The sequence below is a fragment of the Cupriavidus sp. HPC(L) genome (assembly GCF_000307735.3).
Classification (GTDB): Bacteria; Pseudomonadota; Gammaproteobacteria; order Burkholderiales; family Burkholderiaceae; genus Cupriavidus.
On record NZ_AMPR02000036.1, the window covers coordinates 1 to 12,735 of the forward strand.

The 12,735-nt window shown below is 69.2% G+C and carries 13 protein-coding genes and 1 pseudogene; 7 read left to right on the plus strand and 7 right to left on the minus strand.

What is annotated here, in order from left to right:
- The 5 genes from B551_RS03630 to B551_RS03650 all read left to right on the plus strand — a co-directional run.
- A partial coding sequence (locus B551_RS03630; RefSeq protein WP_023263496.1) for a glycosyltransferase family 9 protein occupies nucleotides 1–500 on the plus strand: 500 nt, incomplete at its 5' end.
- A gap of 33 nt (nucleotides 501–533) precedes the next feature.
- The gene (locus B551_RS03635) at nucleotides 534–2,300 is read left to right on the plus strand and encodes a carbamoyltransferase C-terminal domain-containing protein (protein WP_006578783.1); all 1,767 of its coding nucleotides are present in this window, start codon (nucleotides 534–536) and stop codon (nucleotides 2,298–2,300) included.
- Nucleotides 2,287–3,333: a glycosyltransferase family 2 protein gene (locus B551_RS03640; RefSeq protein ID WP_006578784.1), complete on the plus strand. Its 1,047-nt coding sequence runs from the start codon at nucleotides 2,287–2,289 to the stop codon at nucleotides 3,331–3,333. Before B551_RS03635 ends, B551_RS03640 begins: the two co-directional genes overlap by 14 nt.
- A complete protein-coding gene (locus B551_RS03645) occupies nucleotides 3,330–4,457 on the plus strand; it encodes a glycosyltransferase family 9 protein (protein ID WP_006578785.1) in 1,128 nt (375 codons plus the stop codon). The genes B551_RS03640 and B551_RS03645 overlap by 4 nt, the downstream gene beginning before the upstream one ends.
- Nucleotides 4,450–5,397 carry a glycosyltransferase gene (locus B551_RS03650; RefSeq protein ID WP_006578786.1) on the plus strand — a complete coding sequence of 316 codons (948 nt, stop codon included), beginning with the start codon at nucleotides 4,450–4,452 and terminating at the stop codon, nucleotides 5,395–5,397. The genes B551_RS03645 and B551_RS03650 overlap by 8 nt, the downstream gene beginning before the upstream one ends.
- A gap of 312 nt (nucleotides 5,398–5,709) precedes the next feature.
- On the opposite strand, the gene B551_RS03655 is transcribed toward B551_RS03650, so the two are convergent.
- Genes B551_RS03655 through B551_RS03675 form a run of 5 tightly spaced genes read right to left on the minus strand, consistent with a single transcriptional unit; the run spans nucleotide 5,710 to nucleotide 9,962 of the window.
- The gene (locus B551_RS03655; RefSeq protein ID WP_006578787.1) at nucleotides 5,710–6,627 is read right to left on the minus strand and encodes a glycosyltransferase family 2 protein; all 918 of its coding nucleotides are present in this window, start codon (nucleotides 6,625–6,627) and stop codon (nucleotides 5,710–5,712) included.
- 14 nt (nucleotides 6,628–6,641) lie between these two features.
- Nucleotides 6,642–7,376: a PIG-L deacetylase family protein gene (locus B551_RS03660; RefSeq protein ID WP_006578788.1), complete on the minus strand. Its 735-nt coding sequence runs from the start codon at nucleotides 7,374–7,376 to the stop codon at nucleotides 6,642–6,644.
- A 3-nt stretch (nucleotides 7,377–7,379) separates the two neighbouring features.
- Entirely contained in the window at nucleotides 7,380–7,583 is a 204-nt protein-coding gene (locus tag B551_RS03665) for a hypothetical protein (protein ID WP_023263497.1), read from the minus strand.
- Nucleotides 7,580–8,677 carry a UDP-glucuronic acid decarboxylase family protein gene (locus B551_RS03670; protein WP_006578789.1) on the minus strand — a complete coding sequence of 366 codons (1,098 nt, stop codon included), beginning with the start codon at nucleotides 8,675–8,677 and terminating at the stop codon, nucleotides 7,580–7,582. The genes B551_RS03665 and B551_RS03670 overlap by 4 nt, the downstream gene beginning before the upstream one ends.
- Nucleotides 8,678–8,690: 13 nt before the next feature.
- A complete protein-coding gene (locus tag B551_RS03675) occupies nucleotides 8,691–9,962 on the minus strand; it encodes a glycosyltransferase family 1 protein (RefSeq protein WP_023263498.1) in 1,272 nt (423 codons plus the stop codon).
- Between the two features lie 499 nt (nucleotides 9,963–10,461).
- Here B551_RS03675 and B551_RS03680 point away from each other — a divergent pair, with 499 nt between their 5' ends.
- Both B551_RS03680 and B551_RS03685 read left to right on the plus strand, forming a co-directional pair.
- Complete coding sequence (locus B551_RS03680; RefSeq protein ID WP_043437202.1) at nucleotides 10,462–11,475, plus strand: SDR family oxidoreductase; 1,014 nt, start codon at nucleotides 10,462–10,464, stop codon at nucleotides 11,473–11,475.
- Between the two features lie 9 nt (nucleotides 11,476–11,484).
- Nucleotides 11,485–12,075, plus strand: coding sequence for a hypothetical protein (locus tag B551_RS03685; RefSeq protein WP_006576901.1), 591 nt, complete (start codon nucleotides 11,485–11,487; stop codon nucleotides 12,073–12,075).
- A 21-nt stretch (nucleotides 12,076–12,096) separates the two neighbouring features.
- On the opposite strand, the gene B551_RS03690 is transcribed toward B551_RS03685, so the two are convergent.
- Together B551_RS03690 and B551_RS26410 are read right to left on the minus strand one after the other, a co-directional pair.
- The gene (locus B551_RS03690) at nucleotides 12,097–12,426 is read right to left on the minus strand and encodes a hypothetical protein (RefSeq protein WP_006576900.1); all 330 of its coding nucleotides are present in this window, start codon (nucleotides 12,424–12,426) and stop codon (nucleotides 12,097–12,099) included.
- Nucleotides 12,427–12,443: 17 nt separating this feature from the next.
- Nucleotides 12,444–12,735 (minus strand): annotated as a pseudogene (locus B551_RS26410) (hypothetical protein); the annotation flags it as partial.

Genomic DNA, 12,735 nt, shown 5'->3' on the forward strand with positions numbered 1-12,735 from the left:
AGCAGGACGGCGCGCTGGTGCTGCTGACCGGCGGCGTCAGCGAGCAGCCGCTGGTCGACAGCGTATGCGCCGCCTCGGGCCACCCGCGCGTGATCGGCATCGCCGGCCAGCTGACGCTCGGCCAGATGGGCGCGCTGGTCGAGCATGCCGACCTGCTGATCTCGAACAACAGCGGACCGGTGCATCTGTCGGCCGCGCTCGGCACGCCGGTGGTCGATCTGTATGCGCTGACCAATCCGCAGCACACGCCGTGGCAGGTGCCGCACCGCACGCTCTACGCTGACGTGCCGTGCCGCTATTGCTACAAGAGCGTCTGTCCGCAACAGCACCACCGTTGCCTGAACGATGTCGAGGTGGCCGACGTGGTCGGCGCGGCGCGCGAACTGCTGGCCGGCGCGCCGGCGGAGGCCACGAACGTGCTGCCGCCGCTGGTCGTTCCCGCCCCCGTCATGCCCCCGTTGCCGCCGGTACGCGCCAGTGGCGCGGTGCTGGCCACCTGAATCGGACACAAGGAATCGCGCAGAGGAGCCGCCATGTACACGCTTGGAATCAACGCCGCCTATCACGACACCTCCGCCTGCCTGGTGCGCGACGGCGAGGTCATCGCCGCGGCGGAAGACGAACGGTTCACGCACATCAAGCACGGCAAGCGCCCGGTGCCGTTTACGGCCTGGGAACTGCCCTACCATGCGATCGACTACTGCCTGAAGGAGGCCGGCATCACGCTGGCCGACATCGACCATATCGCCTACTCGTTCGACCCCGCGATCATGCTCGGCGAGCGCCGCAACGACGAAACGGTGACCCTGCCGCTCGAGCCGTCGAAGCACGCCAGGCCCGGCGTGGCGGATTCTCCGTGGGACCCGCTGTTCCTGTCCTATGTCGTCAACGCGCCGCGGCAACTGGTGTCGGGCGTGCCGCATCACCTGCAGAAGCGATTCGCCACCGTGCGCAGCAGCGCCGAGGCCCCATACCGCTGGCACTACGTCGAGCACCATATGGCGCACGAAGCCAGCGCCTTCCTGGCGGCGCCGTTCGACCGCTGCGCGGTGCTGACGATGGACGGCCGCGGCGAGAGCGCGACCACCAGCTATGGCGTGTTCGATGGGCGCGACTACCGCCGCATCAAGCAGATCGACCTGCCCGATTCGCTGGGGCTGCTGTATGAGCGCGTGACGCGGCATCTGGGCTTCCTGCATTCGTCCGACGAGTACAAGGTGATGGCGCTGGCCTCGTACGGCGAGCCGACCCGCGCCGACGTATTCCGCGCAATGGTCCATGGCGATCGCGAGGGCGGCTACCGCATCGACCAGGCCGATCTCGAAGCGGTACTGGGGCCGCCGCGCGTGCGCGGCAGCGAATTCACGCGCGAGCATTTCAATATCGCCCGTTCGCTGCAGCTGATTCTCGAGGAGACGGTGCTCGGCATGACGGCCTGGCTGGCCGCCGAGACCGGCGAGCGCAAGCTGGCGATGGCGGGCGGGGTCGCGCTGAACTGCGTGATGAACGCGCGGGTGCGCGACCAGGGCGCGTTCGACGAGGTCTGGGTGCAGCCGGCCGCCGGCGATGCCGGCACGGCGCTGGGCGCGGCGCTGTGGGTCGACTGGCAGCAGCGCGGCAAGCCGGCGCGGCGCTGGGCGATGGAGCACGCCTATTACGGCCCGGCCTTCGACGAGCAGGAAATCGCGGCCTTCCTGGACCAGGCCAAGCTGCCGTACCGCCGGCTCGACGACGTGGCCGGCGAGACCGCCGAGCTGCTGGCGCAGAACAAGATCATCGGCTGGTTCCAGGGCCGCATGGAGTTTGGCCCACGCGCGCTGGGCGGCCGCTCGATCCTGGCCTCGCCGATCGATCCGTCGATGCAGCAGAAGCTCAATCAGATCAAGGACCGCGAGGACTTCCGTCCGGTCGCGCCGGTCGTGATGGAGGAGCGCGCGGCCGAATGGTTTACCGCCGCCTGTCCGGGCAACTGGCGCGCGCCGTTCATGCTGTTCGTGTTCAACGTCAAGCCGGGGCGCGAGGATCGCATCCCCGCGGTCTGCCACGTCGACGGCACGGCCCGCGTGCAGACCGTGCGGCGCGAGCAGAATCCCGCCTACTACGACGTGCTGGCGGCGTTCGAGCAGCGCACCGGCGTGCCGATCCTGGTCAATACCTCGTTCAACACGCGCGGCGAGCCGATCGTCTGCACGCCGCGCGATGCGGTCGAGTGCTTCTGGACCTCGCCGCTCGATGCGCTGGTGATCGGCCCGTTCCTGCTGGAAAAGCCTGCGCGGGAGGGCGCCCATGCCGGTGCATGAGCCCGCTGACCGAACCATCGACCGTGTCGAAACGGCGGAGACGGCGGAGACCGCGGACGAGCCGCTGATCTCGGTCGTGATCCCGACCTATCGCCGGCCGGACCTGCTGCACCGTTGCCTGCGCGCGATCGGCGTGCAGCAGTTCGGCGCCGGTTCGTTCGAGGTGATCGTCGCCGATGACGGCTGCCAGCCGGAGGTCGAGCGTCTGGTTCAGGAACTGAACGGCGCGTGGCCACGCTGCGCGCTGCACTATCTGGCGGTGCCGGACACGCAAGGGCCGGCCGCCGCGCGCAATGCGGGCTGGCGCATCGCGCGCGCGTCGGTGATCGCGTTTACCGACGACGACACCATCCCCGATCCGGGCTGGCTGCGCGAGGGTTGCCTGGCACTGTCGACCTCGCCGCAATGCTGCGCGATGACCGGCAAGGTGGTGGTGCCGCTGCCGGCGCGGCCTACCGACCATCAGCGCGATACCGGCGGCCTCGCCACCGCGGAATTCGTCACCGCCAACTGCTTCGTCCGCAAGGAAGCGCTGGTCAAGGTCGGCGGCTTCGACGAACGCTTCAAGCGCGCGTGGCGCGAGGACTCCGATCTGCAGTTCCGCCTGCTGCAGCAGGTCGGGCCGATCGGCAACGCGCCGGACGCGATGGTCGTGCATCCGGTGCGGCCGGCCCCGTGGGGCAGCAGCCTTGCCGCGCAATCCAAGGTGTTCTTCGACGCGCTGCTGTACAAGAAGCATCCGCGCTGGTATCGCGAGCGCATCCGGCCGATCCCGCCGTGGCACTACTACGTGTCGGTGCTGGGCTTGCTGGTGGCGTTGATCGCCGCGCTGGTTGGCCACGCGCCGCTGGCATGGAGCGGCTTCGGCCTCTGGTTGGCACTGACGGCGTGGTTCTGCGCCCGCCGCTTGCGTGGCGCCGCGCTGACCCCTTCGCATGTCGCCGAGATGATCGCGACTTCGATTCTGATTCCCCCGCTTTCCCTGTACTGGCGCCTGCGCGGCGCCCTTGCCTTCAAGGTTGGTTTCCTATGATCAGATTCGCGGAGCGTCCGCGCCGGATCGCCGTATTCCGAGCGCTGCAACTGGGTGACATGCTGTGCGCGGTGCCGGCGCTGCGCGCGCTGCGCAAGGCCGAGCCGCAGGCGAGCATCACGTTGATCGGGCTGCCATGGGCGGCCTCGTTTGTCGAACGCTTCTCGCATCTGGTGGACGACCTGATGGTGTTCCCCGGCGCGCCCGGCATGCCCGAGCAGCCGATCCGCGAAGAGGAAGCCCAGGCCTTCTACGAGCAGGCGCGCGCGCGCCAGTTCGATCTGGCGATCCAGCTGCACGGCAGCGGACTGGTGACCAACGCGATCGTGCGGCAGCTTGGCGCGCGGCAGATGGCCGGATTCCGGCCGGTGCCGGCGGCGCCGAGCGCTGGCCGCGCCGAGCGCAAGTGGCAGCCCGGCGTGTTCTCGTACGGTGCGCGGCCGGTCAACGAGCTGCTGATCGACTGGCCGGGCGGCAACGAGATCGAGCGGCTGCTGGCGCTGACCAGCCGGCTCGGCTATGCGCCCGATGGCAACCACCTCGAATTTCCGCTGCGCCCGGCTGACAACGCGGCGTGGCAGCGCCTGGCGCTGATGTACGACCTGATGCCGGGCAATTTCATCTGCGTGCACCCCGGCGCGCGCATGCATTCGCGGCGCTGGCCCGTCGAGCGCTTTGCCGCGGTGGCGGACATGCTGCGCCAGCACTGGAAGATCGTCGTGACCGGCACGCCGGACGAGGCCGAACTGACGGGGCAGCTGTGCGATGCGCTCGGCTCGCCGGTGATCAACCTGTGCGGCAAGACCGATCTGGGCGCGATGGCGGCGGTCGTCAAGCACGCGCGGCTGCTGTTGTGCAACGACACCGGCGCCTCGCATATCGCCGCGGCGATGCGCACACCGAGCGTCGTGGTCTCGTGCGGCAGCGACAGCGCGCGCTGGGCACCGCTCGACAATGCGCGCCATCGCGTGCTGGCCGACTATCCGGCATGCCGCCCCTGCATGCATCAGGACTGCCCGGTCGGGCATCTGTGCGCCGAGGGCGTCGAGGTCGACGACGTGGTGGCCGCCGCGATGGCGATGATCGGGCAGTCGCGCGAGACGCAGGAGGTCAGCCATGCCTGAGCGGCTGCGCATCCTGACCTGGCACGTTCACGGCAACTATCTGTACTACCTGTCGCAGATTCCGCACGACCTGTATCTGGTCACCAAGCCGGGCTCGCCGCCGGGCTATGCCGGCGCGGTGGGCGCGCTGCCGTGGGGCGGCAACGTGCACGAGGTCGCCTACGACGATGTGCCGAAGCGCGAGTTCGATTGCGTGCTGTACCAGCACCAGCGGCACTGGGACAGCGATCGCGAGACGTTGTTGACCGAGGCGCAGCGGCGGTTGCCGACGATCTTCCTGGAACACGATCCGCCGCAGCAGCATCCGACGGCGACCGTGCATCCGGTGCAGGACCCCAACGTGATGCTGGTCCATGTGACGCCGTTCAATGCGCTGATGTGGGACAGCGGCGTCACGCCGCACTGCGTGATCGAGCATGGCGTGCTGGTCGATCCGTCGGTGCGCTACAGCGGCGAGGCGCCGCGCGGCATCAGTGTCGTCAACAACCTGACCAAACGGGGCCGCCGGCTTGGCGCCGACATCTTCGCGCAGGCGCGCGAGCAGGTGCCGCTCGATCTGGTCGGCATGGCGGCGGAGGAGGCCGGTGGGCTCGGCGAGGTGCCCAATCCCGAGCTGGCCGCCTTTGTCGCGCGCTACCGCTTTTTCTTCAATCCGATTCGCTATACGAGCCTCGGGCTTGCCGTGGTCGAGGCGATGATGATCGGCATGCCGGTGGTCGGACTGGCGACCACCGAGATGTCGACCGCGATCCGCAATGGACACAGCGGCTATGTCGATACGCGGCTCGAGCGGCTGGTCGAGGTGATGCGGCGGCTGATCGACGATCCGGGGCTCGCCAGGGAATGGGGCGAACAGGCGCGGGCGAGCGCGATGGAGCGCTTCGGGATCGGGCGGTTTGTCGAGGATTGGTGTGGGGTGTTGAGGCAGGTGGCGCAGTAAGGGGTGAGGGCGGGCGTTGTCGCGGAGTGGGCGGCCGTTTGCCCTCTCCCCCAACCCCTCTCCCGCAAGCGGGAGAGGGGAGAGGGTCCGCAGCCCTTTGTTTGCTGCCTCTCCCGCTCGCGGGAGAGGGCCGGGGAGAGGGCAGCAAACCGGCAGCTCTTTCATCAACCGCCTGTGTTCTCCCTCTCCCGCGAGAGCAGCAAACCAGCAGCTCTTTTATCAACCGCCTGTGTTCTCCCTCTCCCGCTGGCGGGAGAGGGCCGGGGAGAGGGCAAGCGGCGCCCGCTCAACCACTGCCGCCTGCCTCAACCCTCACCGCATCTGCGCCGACCCCAGACAACGTCGCAACCGCTGCACCGTCGGCGGAATCACCGCGCGCTCGCGCCATACCCACGGCAGCCCGCGCGCGGTGTCGACGCATCCCACCAGTCCCCCTTCGCGCAGCAGTGCCGGCACCATGCGCAGGCTCTCGCGCAGCGCCGCGCCGGCCGGCAGGCGCAGCCACGCCGACCAGATCGCATTGCGCGCCAGCAGCCGTCGGCGCGTCCGGTGCGCGCGGATCGGGCAGGGCTGGTGGTAGGCGATCAGCGCCGGACAATAGACCAGTTGCCAGCCCAGCGCCGCCAGATCCAGCGCGAGCAGCGTTTCCTCTCCGCCGATGAAAAGCCGCGGATGGTAACCGCCGGCGCGGCGGTAGGCGTCCACGCGGAAGACCGTCGCGCCGGCCAGCAGGCCGAGGATCGCCTTGCCGGGCAGCCCGGCGGAAGGCAGCGGACTGTCGGCCATGATGCGGCTGATCGGGTCGGTCTGCGGCTCGCTGTCTTCCCGCACGACCATCAGATGCGCGGTCAGCGCGGCGACGTCGGGATGGCGGTCCAGCGTGTCCGCGGCCAGCTTCAGCGCGCCGGGGTGCCACCAGGTGTCGTCGTCGCAGAACGCGACGTAGGGCGTCCGAGCCCAGTCGACGCCGACATTGCGCGCCGCGGCGCCGAGATTGGCCGGCAGCCGCAGCAGGGCAGCCTGCGGAAAATCGCCACGCACCATGTCGGCGGTGCCGTCGCTCGAGCCGTTGTCGACCACGGCGATGGCGGGGCGCTCCGGCAGCGCGCACAGGCGCGACAGCGTGGCGCGCAGCCATTCGCGCCGGTTGTACGTCAGCACCACGACGCTGACGCGCGCTTCCTGCTGCGCCTGCGTACGACGGTCGCCGCCGGGCGCCAGCGCCGTCATGCCGTCCGCTGCGTTCACACGCTGCCCTCGCTGGTGCAGGCGGTCTGCGCCTCGGTCGAATCGCCGGCGCTGGCTTCCCACTGCCAATAGCGCTCGGGCGCGCTCAGATCGCTGATCGTATTCGAATCGAACATCGCCAGCTGGCTGGCGTAGGCGTTGCAGGCGCGGGCCTTGGTGGCGGTGTGCTCGCCGATCGCCAGGTCCACCGGCGTCGACACGGTGCCGGCCGCGTGCCAGCGCGCCAGCAGCTTGTGCAGCATGCCGGGCTTGCGCCGGTAGATCGCCTCTTCGTAATAGAGCCACGGCGGGCCGCCGTGATCGCGTTCGCGCCACAGACGCGCGCAGGCCTCGTGCACCAGCGTGTGGTCAGAATGGTAGAGACCGCATGGCGCCACCACGGCGCAGGCGTTATGCAGCGAAATCACCTTCGACAGCTGCGCGGCGATCTCGCCCGCGGTGTGGCGCCGGTTGTACTGGCTGTCGAGGAAATCGAGCCAGACCGGTTGCGCGTCGAGGATCGCCAGGCCGGCGCGGTCTTCCTCGCGCCGCGCCAGCACCGCCTGTGCCGCGCTGGAAAAGCCCGCGCGCCGGTCCCAGTCCGGCGCCGGCATGTCGACCGGCGGGACGCCGGCGAACACGGTGACGACCACGGAGCCGGGGCATGCCGCCAGCAGGTTGCCGCAACTGAAGACGGCATCGTCCAGGTGCGGCGAGATCACGACCAGGGGAATGGAGACCGACAGGGACATGGTTCATTCCGGTTCGGTTTGCAGGTCCCCGATCCGCGGCGCCGCGGCGTGACCGCGGTGTGCAAAGGCGTCGGCGGCCCAGTAGATCTTGCACGAGGGCAGATCGGCGAGCTCGCGCAAGCGTCCGCTGCGCGCCGCGTGCAGGGCTTCGGCACGGCGGCGATGCCATTCGAGCCGGTAGACCAGGAAGGTGATATTGCCGTTCATCGCGTCGCTCCCCTTGGCGCCGGGCCGGCGCCGCGCCGTGGCGCGAGCGTCGCCATGCCGGCAGAAACCTGCGCCGCCGCGGCAACGCCATCGGCCTGCTGCGCGACGGTGTCGTTGACCGCCGGTGCCGGCATGCCGGCACCACGCGCCAGCCGCTCGGCGAAGTAGGCCACCGTGCGGCGCAGACCCTCGTCCAGGTCGATGCGCGGCACCCAGTGCAGCTGCTGGCCGGCCTGCGTGATATCGGGGCAGCGCTGGCGCGGATCGTCCTCCGGCAGCGGGCGCATCACGATCGGCGCGGATGAGCCGGTCGCCGCCAGTACTTTCCGCGCGATCTCCAGCATCGACAGCTCGCAGGGGTTGCCCAGGTTGATCGGCGTGCTGTGGTCGCCCGGCGCTTCCATCAATCGGATCAGCCCTTCGATCAGATCGTCGACATAGCAGAACGAGCGCGTCTGCGAGCCGTCGCCATAGACCGTCAGCGGCTGGCCCGACAGCGCCTGCGTGATGAAGTTGGACACCACGCGGCCATCGGCCGGATGCATGCGCGGCCCGTACGTGTTGAAGATCCGCGCGATGCGCACGTCGACGCCGTGCTGGCGGTGGTAATCCATGAACAGCGTCTCCGCGCAGCGCTTGCCCTCGTCGTAGCACGAGCGCGGACCGATCGGATTGACGTGGCCCCAGTAAGACTCCTGCTGCGGATGGCAGTCTGGGTCGCCGTAGACCTCGCTGGTCGACGCCTGCAGGATGCGCGCTTTCACGCGCTTGGCCAGCCCGAGCATGTTGATCGCACCGTGCACGCTGGTCTTGGTGGTCTGCACCGGATCGCTCTGGTAGTGGACCGGCGAGGCGGGGCAGGCCAGGTTGTAGATCTGGTCGACCTCGACATAGAGCGGAAAGGTCACGTCGTGACGCATCAGCTCGAAGTTCGGCTCGCGCAGCAGGTGCGCGATATTGTCCTTGCTGCCGGTATAGAAGTTGTCCACGCACAGCACATCGTGGCCGGCCTGGACCAGCCGGTCGCACAGATGCGAGCCGAGAAAGCCCGCGCCTCCGGTGACCAGCACGCGGCGTCGGTTGGCTTCTTTCATGAGGTCGCTCCGTTCAAGCCGCGGCTTGCGGCGTTTGCGCCGTTTCGTCGATCGTGACGCCGGCCAGCCGCGCATACACGCCTTCCATGCGCGCGGCGACGCCGGCCCAGGTGAAATGCGCGTGCGCGCGGCGGCGGCCCGATGCGCCCATCCGTTCCGCCAGCGTCGGATCGCAGGCCAGCCGCGCGAGCCGCGCGGCCAGCGCCGGCGGATCGTTGGGCGGCACCAGGTAGCCGGTGCGGCCATTCAGCACGGTGCTGCGGATGCCGCCAACCGCGGCGCCGATCACCGGCACGCCGCAGGCCATCGCTTCGACCGGCGTGATGCCGAACGGCTCGTACCACGGCGTGGTGACGAATACATCGGCCGCGCTATAGAACAGCCGCAGCTGGTCGCGGCCGCGCCGGCCGACGAAGGTGACCGCATCGCCCACGCCTTCTTCGGCGGCGATCTTCTGCAGCCGGCCGATTTCGGGCGTGGCGGCCGGGCTCGGCTGGTCGGAATTGCCGCCGACCACGTAGAGCCGGGCGCGCAGGCCGAATGCACGCCGCAGCTCGCCCATCGCGCGCACCACGTTGTCGATGCCCTTGCGCGGCACCATGCGGCCGAGCTGCAGCACCGAGAATTCATGCGTGGGCCAGCCGAGCGCGCGGCGCGCCTCGCTACGCGGCACCGGCGAGAACTCGTCTCCGTCGAAGCCGCAGGGCACCGTTTCGATCGTGCCGGGGTCGGCACCGTAAAGCCGGATCAGATCGTGCCGGTCCTGCGGGCACTCGGCGATCACGCAGTCCGATTCGCGCACCAGCTGCTCCTCGATCTCGAAGCGGCAGTCGGGGAAGCCATCCGCGCTGCCCTGGTGCTGGCGCCGGACCTTGCCGAGCGCATGGAAGGTCATGACCAGCGGAATATCAAGCTTTTGCTTGACGTGCAGCGCCGCGAGCCCCGACATGAAGAAGTTTGCGTGCATCACCATATAGCCGACGCGATCGCGCGCCATGAATTCGGCCATGTAGGCGCCGAACTCGTCCATATAAGGCAATAGCTGTTCCTTCGGCACGTGCACCGCGGGCCCGGCGGGGACATGAATCACGCGGACGTTGGGCGCAAACGCGACGACCTCGGGCAACAGGCCCTTGTCGCGCCGCGTGAACACGTCGACCGGATAGCCCCGTTTGCCGAGATGGCGCGCCAGCTGCGCCACGTAGATGTTCTGTCCTCCACTGTCCACGCTGCCCGGCCCGGCCAGAGGGGAAGCGTGCTCGCTGATCAACGCGATCCTTTGCATGGTTGGCTCCCAGGGGAGCGAGCTGCCAGCCGTCACAGCCGCGATCCGCTCGCTAGTAAAGCCACCGTGTTTGCAGCTTGCATGCCAGCGTGCGACTTCTCAGGCTGTTGATGGCGGGAAGAACTGGAGAAGCGTTATATCGCTTCTGCTTCGGTTCCCATGCCGCACATGAAAATTTGCGCACGCACTTTCGCTCGCAGTGGGCGGGCATGGCGAAATTGCAGCTTTTTGTAATACGCGCCAGCAGCGCGCGCTGGCATCGGCCGTGCATGCGCGGCGCGGGCGAAACAGCAGCGCAATGCAGGGCGAATGGGGCCGGGAACGCTCCTTGCGAGACGTGCAACGCTGTCGGCGGCAAGGCCCGTGCCGGCGGCCGCGCGCGTGCGGCGTCGTTCGGATGGATGAGACCGACGGCATCGATCGAATCGATGCGAGGCGACTGCACTGGGGAGAGCGCGACGCACTATATCGAGACCCGGGCCGCTGGAGTAGCAAGCAGATGAGAATGACGCTGAAGAAAATCGGATCGCAGGTCATCGTGATCACCGGCGCCACCAGCGGTGTGGGCCTGCTGGCCGCGCGCAAGGCCGCGGCGCGCGGTGCCAAGCTGGTTCTCGCCGCGCGCGGCGAAGAGGCACTGCACCAGCTCGCCGAGCAGCTGCGCGAGAACGGTTCCGAAGTGATCACCGTGACCACGGACGTCGGCGATCTGCAGGCGGTCAAGGCGCTCGCGCAGGCCGCGATCGAGCGCTTCGGCGGCTTCGATACCTGGGTCAACAACGCCGGCGTGACGATCTACGGCCGCTACAACGAGGTCCCGGTGGAGGACCAGCGCAAGCTGTTCGATACCAACTACTGGGGCGTGGTCCATGGTTCGCTGGTCGCGGCCGCGCATCTGCGCGAGCGCGGCGGCGCGATCATCAATATGGGCAGCGAGGCCTCCGACGTGCCGTTGCCGCTGCAGAGCGCCTACGCGGCGTCCAAGCATGCGATCAAGGGCTTCACCGATTCGCTGCGGCTCGAGCTTGAACAGGAGCGCGCGCCGGTCTCCGTCACGTTGATCAAGCCGGCGGCGCTCGACACGCCGTTCGCCAGCCATGCCAAGAACTACCTGGACGTCGAGCCGGAACTGGCGCCGCCGGTCTACGACCCCGAGATGGCGGCCGAGGCGATCCTGTTTGCCGCCGAGCATCCGCGCCGCGACATGTTCGTCGGCGCGGCGTCCAAGGCGATGTCGTCCGCCGCCTACCATATGCCGGCGCTGTACGACCGCGTGATGCGGCGCTTCCTGGGCCGCGCGCAGTGCACCGCCCGGCCGGCCGGCCCGCGCGAGAACAACGCGCTGTTCCAGGCCACCAACGACCTGGTCGAGCGGGAGGGGCGCCGGCACGTGGTCCGGACCTGTCCCTATACGGCCAGCACCCGTCATCCGGTGATGACCGGCGCGATGGTGGTCGGCGCATCGCTGGCGCTCGCCGCGGCGCTCGGCATGCGGCGCACGCGCATGCGATGAGCGGGGACGATGGCTGAGGCGGCCACGCTGATCCTGATGTATGGCCTGGTCCCGCTGTGGCTGCTGGCGGGGCTGGGCGACTGGGCCTGCCATCGGCGCGAGCGGATCGAGCGCAATGCCGGCACCTACGAATCGGCGCTGCATCTGTTGATGCTGGCCGAGGTCGGCGTGCCGGTGCTGCTGGCGCTGTTCTTCGAGATCAACGCGCTGGCGCTGGCGATCATGATGGTGGCCGTGGTCGTGCATGCAGCCACCGCCTGGTGGGATGTCCACTACACGTACGGGCGCCGGATCATCGGGCCGACCGAGCAGCATATGCACGGTCTGCTCGAGGTGTTGCCGTTGTCGGCGCTGGCGCTGGTGGCGGTCGCGCACTGGCCGCAGGCGCTGGCGCTGTTCGGCCTCGGCGAGGAGACCCCGGATTTTTCGCTGACGCCGAAACAGCCGCCGTTGCCCGGCTGGTATCTCGCGGTAGTGCTCGCCGCGACGGCGCTATGCGGCGTGTTGCCTTTCGTCGAGGAGTTTTACCGCTGCCGGCGCTGGCGGCGCCGGCATGGCGTCGAGCGCGAGCAGGGCGCGGCGGTGGTGACGGAGGGATAAGGCTGAGGGGCGGTCCAACGCTCAGCCGACGCGCCGCCAGCTGCGCACGACCAGATAGGCCCCATAGGCCGCGGCCAGCGCGAACACGACGCCGACCACCACCGCGTTGTCGCTGCCGCCCGCACTCGGAAGGCGCGCCAGCCAGCCCTCGCCTCCCAGCCAGATGATCGCCTCGTGCACACCGGCAATCACCAGCAGCGTCATCGCCAGCGCATCGAGCAGGCGCGTCCAGGCAGGCCGGGGCACCGGCGGCATTGCCGCCGGCCCGGCATCGGCCGGCGTGCGGCGCAGATCGGCATGGGGAGTCTGCGGATTCGGGGAGTTCGGCGAGTTCGGCGGATTCGTTGGCATCGACGGGACCAGGCGGACTAGCGGTGCGGCAGCGGCCGGTTGACGATCGGCCGCGACGGCGACCGGCGTGCTGAGGCCGGGTACTGCTCGCGCGTCAGTTGCTCGAGCACGCGCAGCAGGTCGGCCGCTTCGTGGTAATAGCGGATCAGCCACGGGCGCAACGTCGGATCGTCCAGTTCGCCGCGCAGCAGCGCACCGCATGCGCTCACCGAACGGCTCGCCCGCCGACAGGCCAGTTGCAGCGGTGTATCGCCGGGGCGCTCGCGATGCGCGGCGCCATCGCCTTGCGGCGCCGCGCCCGGCGCACCG

Excerpts from the sequence above, each read along its gene's own strand:
- B551_RS03645 (WP_006578785.1), top strand. The coding sequence starts at position 3,330 with ATGATCAGATTCGCGGAGCGTCCGCGCCGGATCGCCGTATTCCGAGCG.
- B551_RS03690 (WP_006576900.1), bottom strand. The coding sequence starts at position 12,426 with ATGCCAACGAATCCGCCGAACTCGCCGAACTCCCCGAATCCGCAGACT.
- B551_RS03650 (WP_006578786.1), top strand. The coding sequence starts at position 4,450 with ATGCCTGAGCGGCTGCGCATCCTGACCTGGCACGTTCACGGCAACTAT.
- B551_RS03635 (WP_006578783.1), top strand. The coding sequence starts at position 534 with ATGTACACGCTTGGAATCAACGCCGCCTATCACGACACCTCCGCCTGC.
- B551_RS03670 (WP_006578789.1), bottom strand. The coding sequence starts at position 8,677 with ATGAAAGAAGCCAACCGACGCCGCGTGCTGGTCACCGGAGGCGCGGGC.
- B551_RS03640 (WP_006578784.1), top strand. The coding sequence starts at position 2,287 with ATGCCGGTGCATGAGCCCGCTGACCGAACCATCGACCGTGTCGAAACG.
- B551_RS03665 (WP_023263497.1), bottom strand. The coding sequence starts at position 7,583 with ATGAACGGCAATATCACCTTCCTGGTCTACCGGCTCGAATGGCATCGC.
- B551_RS03675 (WP_023263498.1), bottom strand. The coding sequence starts at position 9,962 with ATGCAAAGGATCGCGTTGATCAGCGAGCACGCTTCCCCTCTGGCCGGG.
- B551_RS03660 (WP_006578788.1), bottom strand. The coding sequence starts at position 7,376 with ATGTCCCTGTCGGTCTCCATTCCCCTGGTCGTGATCTCGCCGCACCTG.
- B551_RS03655 (WP_006578787.1), bottom strand. The coding sequence starts at position 6,627 with ATGACGGCGCTGGCGCCCGGCGGCGACCGTCGTACGCAGGCGCAGCAG.
- B551_RS03680 (WP_043437202.1), top strand. The coding sequence starts at position 10,462 with ATGAGAATGACGCTGAAGAAAATCGGATCGCAGGTCATCGTGATCACC.
- B551_RS03685 (WP_006576901.1), top strand. The coding sequence starts at position 11,485 with ATGGCTGAGGCGGCCACGCTGATCCTGATGTATGGCCTGGTCCCGCTG.